Annotated in this window: 19 protein-coding genes; 11 read left to right on the top strand and 8 right to left on the bottom strand. The window is 62.6% G+C overall.

The genetic code is table 11. The features are described from left to right. The first annotated feature begins 83 nt into the window (after positions 1-83). The 3 genes from hrpA to rplY all read left to right on the top strand — a co-directional run bounded on the left by hrpA (position 84) and on the right by rplY (position 5,241). Complete coding sequence (gene hrpA, locus ACW5W4_RS01535) at positions 84-3,998, top strand: ATP-dependent RNA helicase HrpA (RefSeq protein ID WP_456688170.1); 3,915 nt, start codon at positions 84-86, stop codon at positions 3,996-3,998. 66 nt (positions 3,999-4,064) lie between these two features. After that, entirely contained in the window at positions 4,065-4,847 is a 783-nt protein-coding gene (locus tag ACW5W4_RS01530; protein ID WP_456688169.1) for a hypothetical protein, read from the top strand. Positions 4,848-4,953: 106 nt separating this feature from the next. Continuing rightward, positions 4,954-5,241 carry a 50S ribosomal protein L25 gene (rplY, locus tag ACW5W4_RS01525; protein ID WP_408795674.1) on the top strand — a complete coding sequence of 96 codons (288 nt, stop codon included), beginning with the start codon at positions 4,954-4,956 and terminating at the stop codon, positions 5,239-5,241. 129 nt (positions 5,242-5,370) lie between these two features. On the opposite strand, the gene ACW5W4_RS01520 is transcribed toward rplY, so the two are convergent. From ACW5W4_RS01520 to selD, 3 genes are read right to left on the bottom strand one after another with little or no spacing between them, the layout of a single operon-like run. Then, positions 5,371-6,015: an MBL fold metallo-hydrolase gene (locus ACW5W4_RS01520; RefSeq protein WP_456688168.1), complete on the bottom strand. Its 645-nt coding sequence runs from the start codon at positions 6,013-6,015 to the stop codon at positions 5,371-5,373. 28 nt (positions 6,016-6,043) lie between these two features. After that, positions 6,044-7,159: a tRNA 2-selenouridine(34) synthase MnmH gene (mnmH, locus tag ACW5W4_RS01515; protein WP_456688167.1), complete on the bottom strand. Its 1,116-nt coding sequence runs from the start codon at positions 7,157-7,159 to the stop codon at positions 6,044-6,046. Next, on the bottom strand, positions 7,156-8,196 hold the full coding sequence (gene selD, locus ACW5W4_RS01510) for a selenide, water dikinase SelD (RefSeq protein WP_456688183.1): 1,041 nt from the start codon (positions 8,194-8,196) through the stop codon (positions 7,156-7,158). Before selD ends, mnmH begins: the two co-directional genes overlap by 4 nt. 485 nt (positions 8,197-8,681) lie before the next feature. Here selD and ACW5W4_RS01505 point away from each other — a divergent pair, with 485 nt between their 5' ends. After that, complete coding sequence (locus ACW5W4_RS01505; RefSeq protein WP_456688166.1) at positions 8,682-9,326, top strand: glutathione S-transferase family protein; 645 nt, start codon at positions 8,682-8,684, stop codon at positions 9,324-9,326. Positions 9,327-9,425: 99 nt separating this feature from the next. Here the strand turns inward: ACW5W4_RS01505 and ACW5W4_RS01500 are convergent, their stop codons facing one another. Together ACW5W4_RS01500 and ACW5W4_RS01495 are read right to left on the bottom strand one after the other, a co-directional pair. Next, the gene (locus ACW5W4_RS01500; RefSeq protein ID WP_456688165.1) at positions 9,426-10,619 is read right to left on the bottom strand and encodes a class I SAM-dependent methyltransferase; all 1,194 of its coding nucleotides are present in this window, start codon (positions 10,617-10,619) and stop codon (positions 9,426-9,428) included. Positions 10,620-10,709: 90 nt separating this feature from the next. Next, positions 10,710-12,140, bottom strand: coding sequence for a methyl-accepting chemotaxis protein (locus ACW5W4_RS01495; RefSeq protein ID WP_456688164.1), 1,431 nt, complete (start codon positions 12,138-12,140; stop codon positions 10,710-10,712). A gap of 85 nt (positions 12,141-12,225) precedes the next feature. Between ACW5W4_RS01495 and yccX the strand changes: the two genes are divergently transcribed. Then, a complete protein-coding gene (gene yccX, locus ACW5W4_RS01490; protein ID WP_041992547.1) occupies positions 12,226-12,498 on the top strand; it encodes an acylphosphatase in 273 nt (90 codons plus the stop codon). Positions 12,499-12,573: 75 nt separating this feature from the next. Then, positions 12,574-13,398 carry a CHAD domain-containing protein gene (locus tag ACW5W4_RS01485; RefSeq protein WP_456688163.1) on the top strand — a complete coding sequence of 275 codons (825 nt, stop codon included), beginning with the start codon at positions 12,574-12,576 and terminating at the stop codon, positions 13,396-13,398. Between the two features lie 104 nt (positions 13,399-13,502). Here ACW5W4_RS01485 and metG read toward each other — a convergent pair whose 3' ends face one another. After that, positions 13,503-15,536: a methionine--tRNA ligase gene (metG, locus tag ACW5W4_RS01480; protein ID WP_456688162.1), complete on the bottom strand. Its 2,034-nt coding sequence runs from the start codon at positions 15,534-15,536 to the stop codon at positions 13,503-13,505. Positions 15,537-15,699: 163 nt separating this feature from the next. Here metG and apbC point away from each other — a divergent pair, with 163 nt between their 5' ends. The 4 genes from apbC (at position 15,700) to ACW5W4_RS01460 (ending at position 20,133) form a co-directional block, all read left to right on the top strand. Continuing rightward, positions 15,700-16,782: an iron-sulfur cluster carrier protein ApbC gene (gene apbC, locus ACW5W4_RS01475; protein ID WP_456688161.1), complete on the top strand. Its 1,083-nt coding sequence runs from the start codon at positions 15,700-15,702 to the stop codon at positions 16,780-16,782. Positions 16,783-16,891: 109 nt separating this feature from the next. After that, positions 16,892-17,536 (top strand): uridine kinase, encoded by a 645-nt coding sequence (gene udk / locus ACW5W4_RS01470; protein ID WP_041992535.1) that lies wholly within the window; start codon positions 16,892-16,894, stop codon positions 17,534-17,536. A gap of 67 nt (positions 17,537-17,603) precedes the next feature. After that, positions 17,604-18,185: a dCTP deaminase gene (gene dcd / locus ACW5W4_RS01465; RefSeq protein WP_427263440.1), complete on the top strand. Its 582-nt coding sequence runs from the start codon at positions 17,604-17,606 to the stop codon at positions 18,183-18,185. A 478-nt stretch (positions 18,186-18,663) separates the two neighbouring features. Continuing rightward, positions 18,664-20,133 (top strand): inorganic phosphate transporter, encoded by a 1,470-nt coding sequence (locus tag ACW5W4_RS01460; protein WP_427263439.1) that lies wholly within the window; start codon positions 18,664-18,666, stop codon positions 20,131-20,133. Between the two features lie 143 nt (positions 20,134-20,276). Here the strand turns inward: ACW5W4_RS01460 and dsbB are convergent, their stop codons facing one another. Together dsbB and nhaB are read right to left on the bottom strand one after the other, a co-directional pair. Further along, entirely contained in the window at positions 20,277-20,798 is a 522-nt protein-coding gene (gene dsbB / locus ACW5W4_RS01455) for a disulfide bond formation protein DsbB (RefSeq protein WP_456688160.1), read from the bottom strand. 84 nt (positions 20,799-20,882) lie between these two features. Continuing rightward, positions 20,883-22,466, bottom strand: a complete 1,584-nt coding sequence (gene nhaB / locus ACW5W4_RS01450; RefSeq protein ID WP_427261817.1) for a Na(+)/H(+) antiporter NhaB — start codon at positions 22,464-22,466, stop codon at positions 20,883-20,885. A 335-nt stretch (positions 22,467-22,801) separates the two neighbouring features. Between nhaB and fadR the strand changes: the two genes are divergently transcribed. Next, entirely contained in the window at positions 22,802-23,515 is a 714-nt protein-coding gene (gene fadR / locus ACW5W4_RS01445) for a fatty acid metabolism transcriptional regulator FadR (RefSeq protein WP_456688159.1), read from the top strand. The last annotated feature ends 16 nt before the right edge of the window (positions 23,516-23,531 follow it).

Here is a 23,531-nt window from a genome sequence, read left to right as displayed (position 1 = left end):
TGCACCGCCCCCGCTCGCTCTTTAGGATCGCTCCCAGCTTATCGATATGGCCCCTCTGGGCACCTATTTAAGGAATTCCTACCTTGTCTCTCTCTATCGAGGCGCTGCGCCGCCGTCTCTCTGCCTGCATGAATCTCGATGCCCGTCGCCTTTCCAGTCGTCTGCACGGGGTCAAGAAATTGCCTGAGGGCAAACAGACCGCCATGCTGGAGACCATAGCCGCCGATCTGGCGGTGGCCGAATCGCGCTATCAATCCCGTCTGGCGGGCGTGCCCAGGGTCACCTACCCGGACAACCTGCCGGTCAGCCAGAAGCAGGCCGAGATCGCTAAAGCCATCAGCGAACACCAGGTGGTGATCATCGCCGGGGAAACCGGCTCGGGCAAGACCACTCAGATCCCCAAGATTTGTCTCTCGCTCGGGCGCGGGGTCAAGGGCTATATAGGCCACACCCAGCCGCGGCGCCTGGCGGCCCGCACGGTAGCGGCCCGCATCGCGGAAGAGATGGAGTCAGAGCTCGGCCAGTACGTGGGCTACAAGGTGCGCTTTACCGATCAGGTGAGCGAGCAGACCCACATCAAGCTGATGACAGACGGTATCCTGCTGGCGGAGATCCAGCACGACCGCATGCTGACCCAGTACGACACCATCATCATCGATGAGGCCCACGAACGCAGCCTCAACATCGACTTCATCCTGGGCTATCTCAAGCAGCTGCTGCCACGGCGCCCGGATCTCAAGGTGATCATCACCTCGGCCACCATCGACCCCCAGCGCTTCTCCCGCCATTTCAACCAGGCGCCCATCATAGAAGTCTCAGGCCGCACCTACCCGGTGGAGGTGCGCTATCGCCCGCTGTTTGCTGATAAAAAAAGCGGCGACAAGAGTGAGGGGCTGGAGGAGCGCGACGAGCTGCAGGGCATCTTCGATGCGGTGGAAGAGCTGGCCCGGGAGGGGCTGGGGGACATCCTCATCTTCATGAACGGCGAGCGGGAGATTCGTGACACCGCCGATGCCCTGCGCAAGCTCAACCTGCGCGATACCGAGGTGCTGCCACTCTACGCCCGCCTCTCCAACGCCGAACAGAACAAGGTGTTCCAGCAACATGCAGGACGGCGCATAGTGCTCGCCACCAACGTGGCGGAAACCTCGCTGACGGTGCCGGGCATCCGCTATGTGATCGATCCGGGCACCGCCCGCATCAGCCGTTACTCCTGGCGCACCAAGGTGCAGCGCCTGCCCATAGAGCCCGTCTCCCAGGCCAGTGCCAACCAGCGCAAGGGGCGTTGCGGCCGGGTGGCGGACGGTATCTGTATCCGCCTCTACTCGGAAGAGGATTTCAACAACCGTCCGGCCTTCACCGATCCCGAGATCCTGCGCACCAATCTGGCCTCCGTCATCTTGCAGATGCTGGCGCTCGGCCTTGGCAACATGGAGGCCTTCCCCTTCGTCGAGCCGCCAGAGTCGCGCCATATCAAGGATGGTTTGACTCTCTTGAAAGAATTGGAGGCGGTCAAGGAGCTGCCCGGCCCCCGGGAGCAGGAACCCAAGTTGCAGCTGACCGAAACCGGTCGCCAGCTGTCGCGTATTCCGCTCGATCCGCGGCTCGCCAAGATGGTGATCACGGCGGCACAAACCGGCTGTCTGAGCGAGGTGATGGTGATCACTGCCGGCCTCAGCATCCAGGATCCCCGCGAGCGGCCTATGGAGAAGAAGCAGGCCGCCGACGAGCAGCACAGACGCTTCGAGGACAAAGATTCCGATTTCTTCGCCTTCGTCAATCTGTGGAATTACCTCAAAGAGCAGCAGGATCTCCTCGGCAGCAACCCCTTCCGTCGCATGTGCCAGAAGGAGTTTCTCTCCTATTTGCGGGTGCGCGAATGGCAGGACATTCACTTCCAGCTGCGCCAGACGGTGAAAGAGCTGGGCTTCAAAGCCAACCATGAGCCTGCCGATTTCAAGACGGTGCACTGCGCCCTGCTGACCGGCCTCTTGAGTCATATCGGCAACAAGGATCTGGAAAAGCCGGAGTTTCTCGGCGCCCGCAACGGCCGCTTCCACCTGTTCCCGGCCTCGGGCCTGTTCAAGAAGCCGCCCAAGTGGGTGATGGCCGCAGAATTGGTGGAGACTTCCCGCCTCTACGCCCGCATCAACGCCAAGATCGAGCCGGAATGGGTAGAGCCCCTGGCGGCGCACCTCATCAAGCTGCACCACAGCGACCCCCACTGGTCGAAGAAAAACGGCGCCGTCATGGCCAAGGAGAAGGTAACCCTCTACGGCCTGACTCTGGTCAATGAGCGCACCATCAACTTCAGCCGCATCGATCCGGCCCAGTGCCGCGAGCTCTTCATTCGCCGCGCCCTGGTGGAAGGGGACTTCGAGACCCGCCACCGCTTCTTTGGCGAGAACCGCAAGCTGCTGGCCGAGGTGGAGGCGCTGGAGCACAAGTCGCGCCGTCGCGACATCCTGGTGGATGACGAGGATCTGTTCCGCTTCTACGACGCCCGCCTGCCGGAGGAGGTGATCTCCGCTCGCCATTTCGACAAGTGGTGGAAGGAGGCGCAAAAGCAGGATCCCGAGCTGCTCAACTTCGAGAAAGAGATGCTGATGAAGGGGGACGCGGCCCACATCAGCGATCTCGACTACCCCAACTTCTGGCAGCAGGGGCGCCTCAAGCTGAAATTGACCTACCAGTTCGAGCCGGGGGAGGCCGCCGATGGCGTCACCCTGCATATTCCGCTGCCGCTGCTCAACCAGGTGGAGGTGAAGGGGTTCGAATGGCTGATCCCCGGGCTGCGCCATGAACTGCTGGTGGCCCTCATCAAGTCGATGCCAAAGCCCATGCGCAAGAACTTCGTGCCGGCCCCGAACTACGCCGATGCGCTGCTCGCCACCCTCAATCCCGAGCAGGGGCCGCTGCTGGACGAGATGGAGCGTCAGCTGCGTCGCATGACCGGGGTCACAGTGCCCCGGGAAGCCTGGGACTGGGCATCGGTGCCCGATCACCTGAAACTCACCTTCCGGGTGGTGGATGACAAGCACAAGCCCATCGCGGAAGGCAAGGATCTGGAGGCACTGAAGGAATCCCTGCGCGGCAAGGTGCAGGAGACCCTCTCCCAGGTGGCGGACGACGACATAGAACAGTCCGGCCTCACCCTGTGGAGCTTTGGCGAGCTGCCCCAGGAGTACAGCCAGAAGCGCAGCGGCTTCGAGGTGAAGGCCTATCCGACCCTGGTGGATCAGAAGGACTCGGTCGCCATCCAGCTGGTGGAGAGCCCGGTGGCCCAGCAGCAGCTGATGTGGGCGGGCCAGCGCCGGCTGGTGCTGCTCAACGTGCCGTCCCCCATCAAGTACCTGCAGGAGAAGCTACCGAACAAGGCCAAGCTCGGGCTCTACTTCAACCCCTTCGGCAAGGTGGCCGAGCTTATCGATGACTGCATCGCCTGTGGCTGCGACAAGCTTATGGAGCAGCACGGCGGCCTGGCCTGGGACGAGGCCGGTTTCGAGTCGCTCAAGGAGTTTGTCCGTGCCGAGCTCAATGACGCCGTGGTGGAGGTGGCCAGCCAAGTGGAAGCCGTGCTGACCCTCTCCCATGAGATTAAAAAGCGGCTCAAGGGCAAGATGCAGCTCGACACCGCCTTTGCCATGTCGGACATCCAGTTGCAGCTGGGCAACCTCATTCACAAGGGGTTCGTGACCGAAACCGGCTGGCAGCGGCTGCCTGATTTGCTGCGCTACCTGCGCGCCATCGAGCGGCGCCTGGAGAAGCTGGCCATCGATCCCAACCGGGACAGGGCCTACATGCTCAAGGTGCAAAGCGTGGAGTCTGAGTACAAGGCGCTGCTGGCCAAGCTCCCCAAATCCCAGCCGATCCCCCCCGAGGTGGCCAATATCCGCTGGATGATCGAGGAGCTGCGGGTCTCCTTCTTCGCCCAGCAGCTGGGGACGCCGTATCCCATCTCGGATAAACGGGTGCAGAGCGCCATCGCCCAGTGCTAACCTGACACAGTCGAGCCCCGGCGGGCTCGGGTATCACCTGATCCGTTGCGATAAGAAGGAGCAGACATGCTGGGATTCTGGTTGGGGATGGCTCTGGTCAACATCAGTGGGTATCAGCCCATTGCCGAGCAGACCTGGGTCAGTCTGAACCCGGAATACTATCCGCTGCGCCGCGAGCCGCCCGCCATCTTCGCGGCCTGGCACGGCAACCAGTATCCCCCCCTGGCCCGTCGCCAGCATAAGGGGCACTGGCAGATCCTGTTTCCGGCGCGCCTGGTCCCCCCCTTCGATCTGTTCGAGGGGGAGGCCAGGCTCTCCCGCGCCTATCTGGCCAGGCTGGAGCGCATCGACGAGATGGCCTATGGGGTCGCCAGCGTGCAATTGGCGCCCAAGGCCGACGCTGAAGCGCAAGTTGGTCCCAGCCAGCCGGTGGCCGTGTTGCCCGAGTTCAGCCTGCCCCATCAATATGGGCTGCTGTCGCCGGTTGCCGGCGTCCATGGCTGGCTCCCAGCCAGGAGGCTGCCCCCGGCAGCCCCGGTCGCCGAGCCGCCCGTGGCACTCGGTGCAGGGGAGGGGAGCGGGGCGCCCCGGGAGGGGATCTGCCACAGGGTGGCCCCCGGCGAGACCTTGTGGCGCATCGCCGCCACCCTGGCCCAGGGGCAGGGAGGGGATACCTACAGCCATGTATTGGCCTTGTATGAAGCCAATCGTCAACGGCTGGGCCCCAGGTCCCAGGTCAAGACGGGGGATGCCCTGCTCTGCCCGCCTCCCCGGCTGCTGGCCCGGTATCAGGCGCTCAGTCCGGGGGAGCGGCATGAGTTGTTCAATCGGCTCGACGGCAGCCTGTAACCCGCTTGTCTCTGCCCGGCCAGCCATGCTACTATCCGCGCTCGTTTTGCGAGGTGCTGACCGGTCGCAGTCAGCACCATAAATTCATCCATATGAGATAACTACTATGTCTTTCGTATTCCAAGCTGAAGTCCGTTCTGACCTGGGGAAAGGTGCGAGCCGCCGCCTGCGTCACGCTGACCAAGTTCCTGCCATCATCTACGGTGCCGGCAAAGAAGCTCAATCCATCACTGTTGACCACAGCAAATTCATCATCGCCCAAGCCAAGCCGGAGTTCTACGAGTCCGTGCTGACCCTGGTCATCAACGGTGAAGAAGTCAACGTAAAAGTGAAGGCTATCCAGCGTCACCCGGTTAAGCCGAAGCTGGTTCACCTGGACTTCGTTCGCGTCTAATCGCGGACCATCCGGTTGAAAAAAGCCACTCCTTGGAGTGGCTTTTTGCTGTCTGGCATTCGATGAATGGGGCAGACAGAGAGGGCGATCAGGGATCGCCCTCTCCGTTTGCCCGTCGCCACCCCGTCGTTACCAGATGGGTTGGGTCAGATAAGGGTTGCTTGCCTTCTCGCGTCCCAGGGTGGAGCTGGGGCCGTGGCCCGGGATGAAGACGATGTCGTCTCCGAGCGGCAGCAGGGTCTCGGTGATCGACTTGATCAGGGTGGCATGGTCGCCGCGAGGAAAATCGGTGCGGCCTATGCTGCCGGCGAACAACACGTCCCCCACCCAGGCGAGCCCGGCCTCATGGCTGACCAGCACCACATGCCCCGGGGTGTGGCCCGGGCAGAAATAGACCGCCAGCTCGCACTGGCCCAGCTGCACCTTGTCACCCTGGGCAAGCCAGCCATCCGGGGCGAAGGCGGGGGTGTGGGCAAAGCCGAACATCTGGCTCTGCTGGGGCAGCATGTCGAGCCAGAAGGCGTCCTCCTTGTGGGGGCCCGTGATGGGGACGCCGGTTCGTTCCCGCAGCTCGGCCGCGGCCCCCACGTGATCCAGATGGCCGTGGGTGAGCAGGATATGGGTCAGGGTCAGCCCCCGCTCGGCGATGGCGGCCAGCAGCCTGTCCGCCTCGCCACCGGGGTCGATCAGCGCCGCCTCATGGGTCTCGTCACACCAGATGAGGGAGCAGTTCTGGGTGAAAGGGGTGACCGGGATCACCTCGAATTTCAACATAGGGAGTCCTCTTGATTGACGGGGCCGCTCAGCCGGCCTGCTGCGCCGTGTGTTGCTCGGCGAAGTAGTCGAGACAGGCTTGCTTGTCGCCCCGAAACACGATGCGCTCGCGCTTGTTGCCCAGCTGATAGAGATACATGGGATCGTAGTAGCGGGTCAGCAGCAGGCGGATCCAGGCCAGATGCAGCTCGGTCGAACCGTTTAGAGCCTGCTCCTTGAGCGCGGCCTGCATCAGGGCATCCAGCTCGCGGTGGGCTTGATCCCCGAGGCGGCGCTTGAGCCGGGCCAGGGCGTCGGTGAGGTAGGCGGCAAACAGGGGCCAGCCCGCCTCGCTGCCGAACATGGCCTGATAGCGCAGCCAGAGATCATGCACATAGTCTGCGCGGATCTGCTCGGCACGGTCGTGCTGGGACACCTCCACCACCACCAGGGGGGCCTGGCCCATGGTCTCGTAGAGGGAGAGGGGCAGGCAGCAGCGACCGATGAGGCGACTCTCGTCCTCCACCACGAAGGCCTGCTCGCCCCGGTGGCGGCGTTTTAGCAGCTCGATGGCCAGGCTGTTTTCGAAGTTGATGTTGCTGGGCTGGCCGCCGGGCAGCTGGCCGAACGACGAGCCCCTGTGGTGGGCATGCCCTTCCAGATCCACCGCCTGGGCAATGTGGCCCAGCATATGGGTCTTGCCGGAGCCGGTCATGCCGGTCAGCACGCTCCAGCGGCACTGGGCGCTGGCGTGGTCCTGGGTGTCGATGAGAAAGCGGCGCAGCTCCTTGTAGCCGCCGGCCACCCGGGGTCGGGTGACCCCGGCCTCATGGAGCCACTGCTGCACGGTTTGCGAGCGCAGGCCGCCGCGAAAGCAGTAGAGCAGGGCATCGGGCTGCTGGCGCAACTGCGCCAGCCAGCCTTCGAGCCGGGCGGCGCGCACGGCGCCCCCCACCAGTTGGTGGCCGAGCTCAATGGCCGCCGCCTGGCCCCGCTGCTTGTAGCAGGTACCCACCCGGGCACGTTCTTCATCCGTCATCAGCGGCAGGCTGGTGGCGGTGGGAAAGGCCCCTTCCTTGAATTCGATGGGTGCTCGCAGATCGATGAGGGGCACATCTTCGAGGAAGATGCTGGCAAGATCCGTGGCGAGCGGCAAGTCACTCATTGGAGGACCTCGATGAAACGGTTGCCCTCGAGGGGCAGGATCTCGCCGATGGGGGAGAGCGAGAGCCCGGCTTCGCGGGCGATGGCAAGCAGCTCGGCTTCGCTCTCCTTGCCGACGGCCACCAGCAGGCCGCCACTGGTCTGGGGATCGCACAGTATGTTGCGGGTGCGATCATCCATGGCATCGAGCTTGTGGCCGTAGGAGTCGTGGTTGCGCAGGGTGCCGCCCGGCACGCAGCCCTCTGACAGGTAGTGATCCACCTCGTCGAGCAGCGGCAGTGCCTGGAAGTCGAGGCGGGCACGCACCTTCGAGCCTTCGCACATCTCCAGCAGGTGGCCGGCCAGCCCGAAGCCGGTCACGTCCGTCATGGCGTGCACGCCGGGCAGTTTGGCAAATTGCTGGCCAATCTTGTTGAGGGTGCACATGGCATCTGGGGCCAGCTGCTCGTGCTCGGGCTTGAGCTTGCCCTTCTTCTGGGCCGTGGTGAGGATGCCGATACCCAGGGGCTTGGTGAGATAGAGCAGGTCACCCACCTGGGCGGTGTCATTCTGCTTGATGGCACCCAGCGGCACTATGCCGGTCACCGCCAGGCCGAAGATGGGCTCGGGGGCATCGATGCTGTGGCCACCGGCCAGCGAGATGCCCGCCTCGTGACACACCTGACGACCGCCATCGATCACCTGCTGGGCCACTTCGGCGGGCAGGGTATTGATGGGCCAGCCGAGGATGGCGATGGCGACGATGGGCTTGCCGCCCATGGCGTAGATGTCACTGATGGCGTTGGTGGCGGCGATGCGGCCGAAGGTGAACGGGTCGTCGACGATGGGCATGAAGAAGTCGGTGGTGGAGACGATGCCCTGACCGTTGCCGATGTCCACCACGGCGGCGTCATCCTTGCTGCTGTTGCCGACCACCAGGGTCGGGTCGTCAAAGCCGGGGATCTGGCTCTTCAAAATGGTGTCGAGCACCTTGGGGGAGATTTTGCAGCCGCAGCCCGCGCCGTGGCTGTACTGGGTCAGACGAATGGAAGACATGATTACCCCTTGCTTGTGCAAACAGTGCAGCGGCTCTGTGGAGCCAGCTTGGTCAATGGCGGCGATCTGTCGCCTGGACAGGCAGACAAGATACCGCAAAAACGGGTGGCCTCACCCGCCAACGCAGGCAGGGATGTCAGGCAGTCATGGGAGGGCTGCCAAGCAGGACGGGGAGGGCGAGCTGCGCTGCCGCGAGCCCCGTCAAGGGCCACAGGACGGGGCATTATGCCACAAAGGTGATAGGGGGTTCGAACAGGAATTCACACCCATGGCAGGGAACTGACCGACCCGGGGGAGGCCCTGTGCCCTTGCCCGGCACCGCCAGCCATGGGCCATGGCCCGCCGGAGGCGCAAGCGGCAGGGGCTCGGCGAGGGAGTGATCGGCGAAGCGCCAGGTCCCTTATGCCCCCATGCTCAGTCAAGATCGGGGGGCGGTGCGGGGATCTAGACTAGGGATATCGCCCATAGGAACGCCAGGAGCACGCCAGATGAAACTCTATGCCCATCCCTTTTCGTCCTACAGCCAGAAGGTGCTGATCGCCCTCTATCAGAATGAGATCTCGTTTGACTACCTCAACCTGGAGGCGGCGGCGGTGAAGGCCGAGCTGGCCAGCCTCTGGCCCCTCAAACGCTTCCCCGTGCTGGTGGAGCAGGGGCGAGTCCTGTTTGAGAGCAGCACCATCATCGAATATCTCCAATGTGCCCATCCCGGCCCCCATTGTCTGGTGCCTGCGGGGGAGGCCGGGATCGAGGTCCACATGCTCGATCGCCTGTTCGACAACTATGTGATGACGCCCATGCAGAAGGTGGTCCACGACAGGATGCGCCCGGCGGGGGCGCACGACAGCTACGGGGTCGCCCAGGCCCGGGAGCTGCTGGACAAGATCTATCCCTGGCTGGACCAGCGTCTCGCCGGACGCACCTGGGGGGCGGGAGAGGCGTTCACCCTGGCCGATTGCGCCGCCGCCCCCGCGCTCTTCTATGCCGACTGGGTGCACGAGATCCCGTCCGCCCTCACGGGGCTGCGGGCCTATCGCGCCCGTCTGCTGGCGCATCCCGCCGTCGTGCGGGTGGTGGATGAGGCGCGTCCCTATCGCCACTACTTCCCCCTTGGGGCGCCGGCTCGTGATTGAGGGCGCAGCCGGGAGAGCTAGGGGGAAGAGGGTCAGGCCGCGCACCATAAGTAACAGGCCCGCAAAGCGGGCCTGGGTGATCAGCATGGCAGAGCCCGATCAGCGGGCGCGCACCACCAGACCCTTGAGGTAGAAGCCTTCCGGATAGGCGGTACCTATGGGGTGATCGGAAGCCTGGGACAAGAGCTCCAGGATCTGGGCATCGCGGCCGGCGTCCAGCGCCGCATCGGCCACTATCTTCTGGAACAGGCTCTGCTCCATCAGGCCGGAGCAGGAGTAGGTCAAGAGCACGCCACCCGGCGCCAGCAGCTGGAACGCCAGCATGTTGATGTCCTTGTAGCCGCGGCAGGCACCCAGCAGCTGGGCCTTGCTCTCGGCAAACTTGGGCGGATCCAGCACGATGACGTCGAACTTCTCGCCCTTCTCCCGGTATTCCCGCAGCAGCTTGAACACGTCGTGGCGCACGAACTGGGTGGTGCTGGTATCCAGACCATTGAGCTCGGCGTTCTGGCGGGCGATGTCCAGGGCATTCTGGGAGAGATCGACGTTGACCACCTCACGGGCGCCGCCCTTGAGGGCATAGACGCCAAAACCGCCGGTGTAGCAGAAGCAGTTGAGCACTCGCTTGCCTTCGGTGTACTTGGCGGCGGCCTGGCGGTTGTCCCGCTGATCCAGATAGAAGCCGGTCTTGTGGCCGTTGCGGATGTCCACCAGGATCTTGACGCCGCCGTTCTCCTCGATCACCACAGGCTCGCTTGGGGTCTCGCCATGGATGACGCCGGTGCGCTCTTTGAGCCCCTCCTTCTTGCGCACCGCCACGTCGGAGCGCTCATAGATGCTGCACTCGGGGTAGAGGCTGCGCAGGGCCTGGGTGATCAGCTCGCGCTGGAACTCGGCGCCGGCAGACAGAATTTGGCACACCAGGAAGTCGGCGTAACGGTCTATGGTCAGGCCCGGCAGACCGTCGGACTCGGCGGCGCACAGGCGATAGCCGGTGAGACCCTGACGCTTGATCAGGGGATCCCGGGACTCCTGGGCATACTTGAGGCGGCGGATAAAGAAGTCGAGATCGATGGTCTCGTCCTTGTCGAAGGTCCAGACCCGGGCACGGATCTGGGAGCTGCCGGACCAGGCGCCGCGGGCGAGCCACTTGCCATCGTTTGAGTAGATCTCGACGGTATCGCCATCGATGGGGTGGCCCTGCACCTTGTCGATCCCCTTGGAGAAGATCCAGGGGTGACGGCGCAGCAGGGATTTTTCGCGGCCTTTGACGAGATAGATGGAAGCGCTCATGGGAGTTGCCAGATGGTCGAAAGAAAAGGGGCCACATTCTATGTGGCCCCTCCTGAAAACTCAAAGAAAACGTCACCCTGAGGCCCGGCCTCAGATCTTGAGACCACGCAGGGCCTGGGCCAGTTCGCTGGCAGTGCCCTTGAGCCCCTGGGTGCCTGCCACGGCGGCACTGGCGGATTCTTCCACCTGACCCGCCTCGCTGCGCACCTGATCCAGGTTGCGGCTGATCTCCTCGGCCACCGAGCTCTGCTGCTCGGAGGCGGTGGCTATCTGGGTGCTCATCTCCAGCACGGCGCTGCTGTGGTGGCTGAGTTTGTCGATATCCAGGCCCACCTCGCTGATGAGGCGCTGGCTGTGCTCGGCCCGCTCGACCGTCTTCTCCATGATGTCGTTGAGGGCGTTGGTGCCCCCCTGCAGCTCCTCTATCATCTGCTGGATCTCCACCGTGGCCTGCTGGGTGCGGCTGGCCAGGGTGCGCACCTCGTCGGCCACCACGGCGAAGCCGCGACCCTGCTCCCCGGCGCGGGCGGCCTCGATGGCGGCGTTGAGGGCCAGCAGGTTGGTCTGCTGGGAGATGGCGTTGATGACGGCGATCACCTCGTTGATGCGATTGGCGTTGTGGGTCAACCGCTCCACGGCGCCGGAGGCATTGCCAATCTCGGTGGCGAGGGTGGTGATGGCCGCTATGGTGCGCGCCACCCTGTCTGCCCCCTGGGCCGCCTCTTCGCTCGACTGGCGGGTCTGGCTCAGGGAGTCGTTGGCGTTGCGGGCCACTTCGCGAATGGCGGCGGACATCTGCTCCATGGCGGCGGCCAGGGAGTCCATGTGCTGACGCTGGGCCATGGCGAGGGATTCCCCTTCGCTGGCATGGTCGCGAAACTCGTCGGCGGCCAGGCCCAGTGCCTCGGCAGACTCCTCCACCAGTTGCACTATCTTGTGCTGGCGGTCGGTGAACCTGTCTATGCTGCCCGCCAATACCGAGAACTCGTCCCGCACCGGAAAGAAGTTGAGGCGATGGGTCAGGTCGCCATCGGCCACGGTCTGCAGCGCCTTGTTGGTGGAGTAGAGGGCGCCGGAGACGAAGGTCATCAGATAGTGGGTCACCAGCGCCAGCAGGGCGGCGACCAGGGCTATGATGGTGAGGGTGCTGCCCTGGTTATCCCAGGGGGAGAACTGGCTGGCATCCAGGGTCCCGGTGAGGTAACCGGCCTGACCTGCGCTGGCGGTGATCTGATAGATCCCCCCTTGCTCGCTCAGGCCAGGTGCGCTGGCCGCACCAAGGCGCAAGTCTGCCGGCAGGCTGAGGCTGGGTTGCTGGCTCACCAGTTGCGCCGTGGTCTCGACCCGGCTCTTGAGGGCCTCGAGGCGCAGTTCCATCTGGCTGTCATGACCATGGCTGAGCAGATACCAGGAGAGCAGGGCGATGAAGATGAGCGGGCACCAGAAGGTGATGAGGAATTTTTCACTGATGGTGAGATGAATGAGATAGCGGTCAACCCAACGAAACTTAACTTCTTTCATAATGGTATTTGCATCCTGCACAACAGAGAGTGTCGGCCATCACTATCGGCCTCCTGTCTCATTGCTAAAGCGAAAGGTGTGATAAATGGGAGAGCAAGCGTTTTCCGTCCGGGTGTTTGGGCGGGTTCAGGGGGTGGGATTTCGCTATTTCACCCAGGAGCGGGCCCTGCAACTGGGGCTGAGGGGACATGCCTACAACCTGGAGGATGGCTCGGTGGAGGTCCTGCTGTGTGGCCCGGCCGAGCAGGTCCAGATGATGCTCGGCTGGCTCGAGCATGGCCCCCGCACCGCCGAGGTGAGTCACATCTCTTGCCAGCCCCATGAGGGAGAGGTGCGGGCAGGCTTTCATACCAACTGACGGTCACCCCTGTCGGCAAACATGTGCCATCCCGGTCGCCGACGCGGCCTGCATTGGCAAGGAGAGGAGAGATCCATGGACGATCCCTTGCGGGAGCGACTGCTCGGTCAGGCGCATACCCTCATCAACCACTACTGGGCCTCGACCCTGGCCCTGCGCCAGCAGGCCGACGTGGAGCAGGTGCATGGCTACCGCATCGCGGCCCGCCGGCTTCATGCCCTGCTGGCGCTATGGCGCCCGCTCATCCACCACCCCAGACTGGAGCGTCGCCTGCACAAGGCGGTGGCTCGCCTCTCCGCCCTGCGCGATGAGCAGGTCTATGTCAGCCAGTTCGTCCACAAGGGGGCCGGCGCCAGGCGCGAGGAGGGGAACAAGGCTGGCAAGCTGCCCCAGGGGATGGCAGAGGCGCAGCCCAGGGTGCCCATGCTGGCGGTCTCCCTCGATGAGTGGCTCGACGGGGTGGCGCAGGTGCCGACCGGTTTCGATCCACTGCCCTGGTATCGGCTCCAGCTTGGTCTGCGTCTGAGCCTGTTGCTCAACGGGATAGAGGATGAGCAGAGCGCCAAATCCCGCAAGCTCAGCAACGACACGCTGTTGCGTCAGTGGCACAGGGTCAGGCTGGAGATCAAGCAGATACGTTATGGCACCGAGTTGCTGGTGGCCATGGGGGCGGGGGATCCCGAGTGGCTCGCCCTGCTCGGGCGCTGGCAGGAGCAGCTCGGCCAGTTGCAGGATGGTCGGCAGTGGTACAAACGGCTGCGCCGGGAGAAGAGCACCCCCAAACAGCAGCGCCTGTTGCGGGCCCTGCGCAAGAAGGGGCGCTGGCAGTTGCAGCGGCTCTCCTGCCAGCGCGGCGAGCTGGTGGGGCTCAGCCTGCTGATGCTCAAGGGGGACGAGTAACACAAGAGGCTCGCGGCCAGGTGGGGAGCCGTGGGGAGAGCATGAAAAAAGCGAGGGGCATCTACCCCTCGCTTTGTCATCTCATGGCTATTGCCCTGGCGAGATCACTTGACCCGCATGCCAGGCTGGGCACCTTCCTGGGGCTCCAGGATCCAGAGATCCTTGCCGCCCGGGCCCGCCGCCAACACCATGCCTTCGGACATGCCAAAACGCATCTTGCGCGGCGCCAGGTTGGCCACCATCACGGTCAGCTTGCCTTCCAGATCCTCGGGGTTGTAGGCGGATTTGATGCCGGCGAACACTTGGCGGGTCTCGCCGCCGAGATCGAGTTGCAGCTTGAGCAGCTTGTCCGCTTCCGGTACCGCCTCGGCCTTCTTGATCAGCGCCACCCGCAGGTCAATCTTGGCGAAATCCTCATAGCTGATGGTGTCGCTGATGGGGTCGTCCGCCAGGGGACCGGTCACTTTCGGTGCCTGCTCCTTGGCCAGATCTTCCTTGGACGCCTCGATCATGGCTTCGATCCGGGCCGGCTCGATGCGGGAGAAGAGGGCCTTGAACGGGGCCAGGGTGTGGTTGGTCAGCGGCAGGGCCACCCCTTCCCAGCTGAGGGTCTCACCCAGGAAGGCTTCGGCGCGCTCGGCCAGCTTGGGCATGACGGGCTTGAGGTAGGCCATCAACACCCGGAACAGGTTGATGCCGACGGAGCAGACCGCCTGCAGCTCCTCATCCATGCCTTCTTTTTTGGCCAGTACCCAGGGGGCCTTGTCGTCCACGTAACGGTTGGCCTTGTCGGCCAGGGCCATGATCTCGCGGATGGCGCGGCTGAACTCGCGGGTCTCGTAGGCTTCGCTGATGGACGCGCGGGCGTTGGCGAACTCGGCGTAGAGTTCGGGCTCGGCGCAGGTGGCGGCCAGCTTGCCGTCGAAGCGCTTGGCGATGAAGCCGGCATTGCGAGAGGCCAGGTTGACCAGCTTGTTGACCACGTCGGCATTGACCCGGGCCACGAAGTCATCCAGGTTCAGGTCCAGATCGTCGATGCGGCTGTTGAGCTTGGCGGCGTAGTAGTACCGCAGGCACTCGGGATCCAGGTGGTTGAGGTAGGTGGAAGCCTTGATGAAGGTGCCCTTGGACTTGGACATCTTGGCGCCGTTGACGGTCACATAGCCGTGCACGTTGACCTTGGTCGGCTGGCGGAAACCCGCCCCTTCCAGCATGGAGGGCCAGAACAGGCAGTGGAAGTAGGCGATGTCCTTGCCGATGAAGTGATAGAGCTCGGCGCTGGAATCCTTGCGCCAGTAGCTGTCAAAGTCGATGTCGCCGCGCTTGTTGCACAGGTTCTTGAACGACGCCATATAGCCGATGGGGGCATCGAGCCAGACGTAGAAGTACTTGCCCGGTGCCCCGGGAATTTCGAAACCGAAGTAGGGGGCGTCGCGGGTGATGTCCCACTGCTGCAGGCCAGACTCGAACCACTCCTGCATCTTGTTGGCCATCTCTTCCTGGATGGCGCCCGAGCTGCGCACCCAGCCGGAGAGCCAGGCTTCGAACTGGGGCAGATCGAAGAAGAAGTGCTCGGAATCCTTCATCACTGGTGTGGCGCCTGACACGGCGGATTTCGGATCGATCAATTCGGTCGGGCTGTAGGTGGCGCCGCAGCTGTCGCAGTTGTCACCGTATTGCTCGGGGGACTTGCACTTGGGGCAGGTGCCCTTGACGAATCTGTCCGGCAGGAACATGGACTTTTCCGGATCGAACAGCTGGGTGATGGTGCGGCCCTTGATGAAGCCACCCTCCTTCAGACGACCATAGATGAGCTCCGCCAGCTCGCGGTTTTCGTCGCTGTGGGTGGAGTGATAGTTGTCGAAGCTGATGTTGAAACCGGCAAAGTCGGTCTGATGCTCCTGGGAGACGGCCGCGATCATGGCTTCCGGAGTCACGCCCATCTGCTGCGCCTTGAGCATGATGGGGGTGCCATGGGCATCATCGGCACAGATGAAATGCACCTGATGGCCGCGCATTCGCTGATAACGAACCCAGATATCGGCCTGGATGTGTTCGAGCATGTGGCCGAGGTGAATGGAGCCATTGGCGTAGGGGAGGGCGCAGGTTACCAGCATGGTACGGGGATCAGTTGCCATAATACGTTCTTGATGTGCCTGTTGGGATGATACAGTGCGGTGCATGTTACCCGAATTGGGGGCAGCCTGCCTAGGTCTGTGGCCCTGGATGGGCACGGGGCCGGCCCTTTTGCATCGGTCGCCCCGGCCACCCTCAGCATAAAGACAGTCGAATGGGGATTTCATGGTGATTGATTCAGTTAAACAGCTGCTTGCCGAATTTAAACCCATGGGGTGGGGCAAGGATCTGGTGGATGCCGGATTCGTGCGCACCGTCAGCGAGCAGGAGCAGACATTGCAGATCAGGCTGGTGCTCCCCTTTGCCGGCTTCTCCTGGTTTGAACAGATCAAGGAAGCGTTTGACGCCAGGCTGCGCACCCTGACCGGCGCGCAGCAGATAGAGTGGCTGTGCGACATCGAGGTGGCCAGCATGCCCCGCGCCCAGAACCTCAATGCGGTGCAGGGCATTCGCAACATACTGGTGGTGGCGTCCGGCAAGGGGGGGGTGGGCAAGTCCACCACGGCGGTCAACCTGGCGCTGGCGCTGCAAAAGGAGGGGGCGCGGGTCGCCATTCTGGATGCGGACATCTATGGCCCCTCCATTCCCACCATGCTGGGTTCGCGCCAGGAGCGCCCCAGCAGCCATGATGGCAAGACCATGCTGCCGGTGGAGGCGTGCGGCCTCAAGAGCAACAGCATCGGCTATCTGGTGGCCGAGCAGGATGCCACCATCTGGCGCGGCCCCATGGCGAGCAAGGCGCTGGCGCAGATCCTGCACGAGACTCGCTGGGGCGAACTGGACTATCTGGTGGTGGACATGCCGCCGGGCACAGGGGATATCCAGCTCACCCTGGCCCAGCAGGTGCCGACCTCGGGGGCCCTCATCGTCACCACCCCTCAGGACGTGGCCCTGGCGGATGCCCGCAAGGGGATCGCCATGTTCAACAAGGTCAATGTGCCCGTGCTCGGCATCATAGAGAACATGAGCTACCACGTGTGCAGCGCCTGCGGGCATCACGAGCCCCTGTTTGGCACGGGGGGGGGCCAGAAGATGGCGGAGCAGTATCACCTGGAGCTGCTGGGCCAGCTGCCTCTGCACATCGACATCCGCCAGCACCTGGACGATGGCTGTCCGACCGTCTTCTTCGCCCCCGAAGGGGAGCTGGCACAGATCTACATGAAGCTGGCCAGACGGGTGGCCTCCGCCCTCTATTTCAGCGGAAAACCGATTGCAACCCCTCTGTTTACCCTGGCGGTGGATGAATAATCGGCGGTTGGTGGTTCGGCGGGGATTTGGGGTGGGCAGCTCCCCCCCTTTTCCATATAATGGATCGGTTTAAACCTTTCCCGCAGCGCTTCTTTTTTAGGTATTTGTCATGTCTGATACTCAACACTCGTGTGTGATCATCGCCATTGCAGGGGCGTCCGCGTCCGGCAAGAGCCTCATCGCCCAGACCATCTATGAAGAGCTGGTGGCCGAACTGGGGGCGGGTGAGATCGGGGTGATCTCCGAAGATTGTTACTACAAAGATCAGACCCATCTGACCATGGAAGAGCGGGTCAAGACCAACTATGACCACCCCAGCGCCATGGACCACAGCCTGCTGGTCGAGCATCTGGTGCAGTTGATCAAGGGGAGTGGCGTCGAGATACCCCAGTACTCTTACACCGAACACACCCGGATGAGCGAAACCCGTCACTTCGCGCCCCGCAAGGTGATCATCCTCGAAGGGATACTGCTGCTGACCGATAGCCGGCTGCGTGAGCTGATGGATGCCTCCATCTTCATGGATACCCCGCTGGACATCTGTCTGGTGCGTCGCCTGGTGCGTGACGTGCAGGAGCGGGGCCGTACCATGGATTCCGTGCTCAAACAGTACCAGAAGACGGTGCGCCCCATGTTCTTGCAGTTTATCGACCCGTCCAAGCAATATGCCGACGTGATCGTGCCAAGAGGCGGCAAGAACCGCATCGCCATCGACATGCTCAAGGCGCGTATCCGCCACATGCTGGTCGGCTGAATACACCAGGGAGCCGGGTCACGACCCGGCTCTTTTTACATGCCATTTTTGTCAGGAGAGTCGCGCAATGCGTCTTTGTGATACCGATATCGAACGTCATCTGGACGAAGGCAAGATAGTCATCGAACCCAGGCCCGGGGTGGAGCGGATCAGTGGGGTCAGCGTCGATGTGCTGCTCGGCAACGAGTTTCGGGTGTTTCGTGACCACACGGCCCCCTATATCGACCTGAGCGGCCCGGGCAGCGAGATGGCCGATGCCATCGATCGGGTGATGAGCGACGAGATCCACATTCCCGATGGCGAGGCCTTCTATCTGCACCCGGGCCAGCTCGCCCTGGCGGTGACCTATGAATCCGTGACCCTGCCCGCCGACATCGTCGGTTGGCTCGATGGGCGCTCCTCCCTGGCGCGCCTCGGTCTCATGGTGCACGTGACCGCGCACCGGATCGATCCGGGCTGGTCCGGCCGCATCGTGCTGGAGTTCTACAACGGCGGCAAGCTGCCGCTGGCGCTGCGTCCCAAGATGAAGATAGGGGCACTCAACTTCGAGATGCTCTCGGGCCCCGCCGCCCGGCCCTACAACAAGCGTGAGAACGCCAAGTACAAGAGCCAGCAGGGGGCGGTGGCGAGCCGCATCAGCGAAGACTGATCCCCTGCCGTGTTGCCAGAGGCGCCCATGTGGCGCCTTTTTTGTCACCGCCATGGCGAGTGACCTTGCCCGGCCCAGGAAGCCCAGATGGCGCGTCCTCGCCGGCGCTTGGCTGACCCGACCCCTTGCCGTGCCCTGGTCAGCGTTGCCTGGCGCGGGCGGCTCTCTCTTGGCCGAAAAGGGGAGGCGACGAGGTGCCTTCATGCCGATATTTTTTGCGATAAAATAGTCTTTTTTTGCTTTTTTATCGCGTGATGTCGGCATTATCGCCGAAATTGATTGAAGGGTGTCGATCCTGTTCCTGCCGGCCAATGTAACACCTATATTAATGCGTTGTTGAAGGCCCCATGGCTCCTGGCATAGCGCCCGGTTATGGAAAATACCCTTTATTTTTATGACTGAAATATTGCCGTGATGGCTATTGTCCCCCGGGCCAACTGAGCATAATCCGCCGCAACTCATCAACAGGTTCGTCTTTATGTTGGAAATGATTAACGGTTTGGGTGTGTGGTGGTTCATCGGTCTGACGCTGGCGGTGCTCTTCGTGCTGGCGTATGAGTTCATCAATGGGTTTCACGATACCGCCAACGCGGTGGCGACCGTGATCTACACCAAGGCCATGCCTGCCCACATGGCGGTGGTGGCCTCAGGCTTGTTCAACTTTGCCGGGGTCATGCTCGGTGGCCTGGGGGTGGCTTATGCCATCGTTCATCTGTTGCCCATCGACTTGCTGCTGGGCATGGACTCGAGCCAGGGCCTCATCATGGTGTTCTCCCTGTTGTTCTCGGCCATCGTCTGGAACCTGGGCACCTGGTTTCTCGGGATCCCGGCCTCCAGCTCCCACACCCTGATTGGCTCTATCCTGGGGGTGGGCGGAGCCTACGCCTGGATCAACGATCAGCCCCTGACCCAGGGGATCAATGTGAGCAAGGCCATCGACATCATGCTCTCGCTCATCGTCTCGCCCACCCTGGGGTTCATCATCGCGGCCGGTCTGCTGCTCGCCCTCAAACGGATATGGCTGGGCAGCAAGATCCACAAGACCCCGGAGGAGAGGTTGCTGGTGGATGGCAAGAAACACCCGCCCTTCTGGGCACGGTTGACGCTGGTGGCCTCCGCCATGGGGGTGAGCTTCGTGCACGGCTCCAACGATGGTCAGAAGGGGATAGGCCTGGTGATGCTGGTGCTGATCTGCATGGCTCCCGCCTACTTTGCCCTCGACATGGGCAGTCGTCCCTACGACATAGACAGGACCCAGGATGCCAACAGGCGGATCACCGAGATCTATCAGCGCAATCAGGGGGCGCTGATCGGGCTTGTCGACTTCCAGCGCCCGGTTCTGGTCAACCATGCTCCCGTGAGCCACTGCGAGGCGGGGGCCGCTCTCTCCGTGATGGCGACCCTGGACGATCGGCTGGGCAAGGTGCGCAGCTATGATGGCCTGAGCCAGGAGGAGCGCCGTGAGGTGCGTCGCCTGCTGCTCTGCGTCGATGACACCGCCCGCAAGGCCGCCAAGCTGCCCCTGCCCGCCAAGGAGCTGACCGATCTGGCCAAGTGGCGCAAGGATCTGACCTCGACCGCCGAATATGCCCCGACCTGGGTCATCGTCTCCATCGCTCTGGCCCTGGGCTGCGGCACCATGGTGGGCTGGCGGCGCATCGTGCACACGGTGGGCGAGAAGATAGGGTCGAGCGGCATGACCTACAGCCAGGGGATCGCGGCCCAGATCACGGCGGCGACCTCGATAGGGATCGCCAGCCTGACCGGGATGCCCGTCTCCACCACCCATATTCTCTCCTCGGCGGTGGCGGGCACCATGGTGGCCAATCGCTCCGGCCTGCAGAGCCAGACCATCAAGACCATAGTGATGGCCTGGGTGCTGACCCTGCCGTTGACCATGCTGCTGTCGGGAGGGCTCTTCATCCTTACCCACGCCTTGTTGGGGTAACAAATCCCATGCCGTGAACCAGCCGCCTTCATTAAGGGCGGCTTTTTCATGGCACGGTGAAAGACTGGGCGCTCTTGGGAGGGATCATGACAAAGAGGCGCCATGGGCGCCTCTTTGTCAGGGTTGCATGATGGGTGGCCGCATCAGTCGCAGCAGCGTCCCCTGGTCAGGTTGCCGATGATCACCACGGTCGCCACCAGCAGGTAGGCGGCGAAGATGGCGACCAGCCACTGGGGCATGGAGAAGCCGAGGAATTGCCAGCTGATCTCGCTGCAGTCTCCGTCCGGGAAGAAGAGCCAGGGTACCCAGCGGTCGAGGGGCAGCCAACTCGGGAAATCGGCATAGGGGCTGCAGACGTTGAAGGGAGAGGGGTTGAGCTGATAATCCACGTGTTGCAGCGCCAGTTGCAGGCCCCGCACGGCGCTAAAGCCCCACAGCAGCAGCGCGCTCCAGCGCAGGTACCACTGCTGTGGATTGACCAGGCCTATCAGACCGGCGGCGAGCACCCCCAGAGTGGCGATGCGCTCATAGATGCACATGACGCAGGGGTGCAGTCCCAGTATGTGCTGGAAGAAGAGGGCGCACAGCTCGAAGAAAAGGGCGGAGGCGGCGAGCAGCCCCCAGGCCCAGCGCTGGCAGGCGATATGGCGAAGAAATGCAATCATCTGATTGATCCTGAAGGGGAAGGTGAAACGGATTAGAGCAGAGCGGGCCATAAAAGAAAAGGGCCCCAGCGGGGCCCTCCTGGCTCAATGTGCCAGTGGCAAGGCGGTGCTGGCGGCACTGCCGTGGTGCATCAACCACCCCAGCTCGTAATACCAGTGAGTGAGGGGGGTGAGCAAAAACTCCACCGCGATGAAGCCGACGCCACCCAGCACCAGGGTGTAGGGGAGCGCCATCCACACCATGCGGCCGTAGGAGAGACGCAGCAGCGGGGCCAGGGCCGAGGTGAGCAGGAACAGGAAGGCGGCCTGACCGTTGGGGGTCGCGACGGAGGGCAGGTTGGTCCCGGTGTTGATGGCAACCGCCAGCATGTCGAACTGATCCCGGCTGATGGCACTGTTGAGCAGGGCCGTCTTCACCTCGTTGATATAGACGGTACCGACGAAGACGTTGTCACTCACCATGGAGAGCAGGCCGTTGGCCAGATAGAAGAGGGCCAGCTGATCGTCTGGCTCGGCGGAGAGCACCATCTGGATCACCGGCTTGAACAGCTGCTGATCGATGATGACGGCCACCACGCTGAAGAAGACGGCGAGCAGGGCGGTGAAGGGCAGCGCCTCCTCGAACGCCTTGCCGAGGGCATGCTCCTCGGTGATCCCGGTCAGGGAGGTGGCCAGCACGATGACCGACAGGCCGATGAGGCCGACGGCGGCCAGGTGCATGGCCAGGCCCACGATCAACCAGACGGCGATGAGGGACTGGACGATCAGCTTGGCCTTGTCCTGGGGGGAGCGACGCTCATCCTCGTAGCGGCTGTAATCTTCCATGATGCGGCGTACCGTGTTGGGCAAGCGGGCGCCATAGCCGAACCAGCGGCATTTTTCCACCAGCACACAGGTGAGCAGGCCGCAGAAGAACACGGGGATCGATACAGGGGACATGCGCATGGCGAACTCACCAAAGTGCCAGCCAGCCTGTTCGCCAATGATGAGGTTCTGGGGCTCGCCGACCAGGGTGCACACCCCCCCGAGGGCGGTACCGATGGCGGCGTGCATCATGAGGCTGCGCAGAAACGCGCGAAAGTCGTCCAGATGCTGGCGGTTGAGCTCGGCGACGGTGACATCGTCGGTGTGGTCATGGTCGTGGCCAAATTCCTTGCCCGACGAGACCTTGTGATAGATGGCATAGAAGCCGGTGGCGACGCTGATCACCACGGCGATCACGGTCAAGGCATCCAGGAAGGCGGAGAGAAAGGCAGACATCAGACAAAACGCCAGGGAGAGCAGGGTCTTGGAGCGGATGCGGATCAGCAGCTTGGTGAACACATAGAGCAGCAGCTGCTTCATGAAGTAGATGCCCGCCACCATGAAGACCAGCAGCAGCAGCACCTCTATGTTGGCCACCAGCTCATGCTTGACCTGCTCGGCCGAAGTCATGCCGATCAGCACGGCTTCGATGGCGAGCAGGCCGCCCGGTTGCAAGGGGTAACACTTGAGGGCCATGGCCAGGGTGAAGATAAATTCCACCACCAGCAACCAGCCGGCAAAGAAGGGATCCAGGTGAAAGGCGATGGGGTTGATGATCAAGAAGGCAATGATGGCGCTCTTGTACCAGTGAGGGGCATGCCCTAGAAAGTTCTTCGCAAAGGCCTGCCCTAGACTAATTGGCATAGTAGTGGGTCTCAGTAATTATTGTTGGATGCTGTGTTCATACCCACAACCTGGGGTGGGCATATAGCGAGATGCTGTCGCTTATTTGCTTGATCCCCCATGATTTTAATCAAATGGGCGGCTAACTATAAATTACATAATGAGCCTTGCCCATGGCTGGCCGTGGATTTAGAGGGGCATGCATGAGTCTTGAGCCGGGCGATCGATGAGTTTATATACAACCCGATAACAAAACTGCGCGTTTATGTGAGCAGAGGACTGACCTTCTGCTTGCCAGACCTCCTTGCTTTGCTATTATTCGGAAGCCTTTTTACGCACGAGAATCGAGTCACTTCATGGTTATAAAAGCGCAGAGCCCAGCCGGGTTTGCCGAGGAATATATCATCGAGTCCATCTGGAACAATCGCTTCCCCCCCGGATCCATATTGCCGGCGGAGCGCGAGCTGTCCGAATTAATCGGTGTGACCCGCACAACGCTGCGTGAAGTGCTGCAACGTCTGGCCCGGGATGGCTGGTTGACCATACAGCATGGCAAGCCGACCAAGGTCAACAACTTCTGGGAAACCTCGGGACTCAACATTCTGGAGACGCTGGCTCGCCTGGATCAGGACAAGGTGCCCGATCTGGTGGCCCAGCTGCTGTCGGCGCGCACCAATATCTGCACCATCTTCATCCGGGGCGCTATCCGCAACAACCCGGAGCAGGCGGCAGAGATACTGCGGGGCGCCGACGAGGTGGAGAACAGCGCCGAAGCCTATGCCGAGTTTGACTATCGTCTGCACCATCAGCTCTCCTTCGCCTCCGGCAACCCCATCTACGCCCTGATCCTCAATGGTTTCAAAGGGCTCTATAGTCGGGTGGGGCGTTACTACTTCTCCGATACCCAGGCCCGCGCCACCGCAGATGCCTACTACAAGACACTGCTGAAACTGGCCGAGACCAAGAATCACGACGAGGTGTACCAGACGGTGCGTCAATACGGGATAGAGTCCGGCAAGCTGTGGACCCGGCTGCGCACCGATATGCCGAGCAATCTGTGCGATAACTGATGACTTCCTGACGCCG

The organism is Aeromonas crassostreae (genome assembly GCF_054052445.1).
Note: the sequence above shows the minus strand (reverse complement) of the source record. Positions and strands in the feature narration are given on the sequence as shown.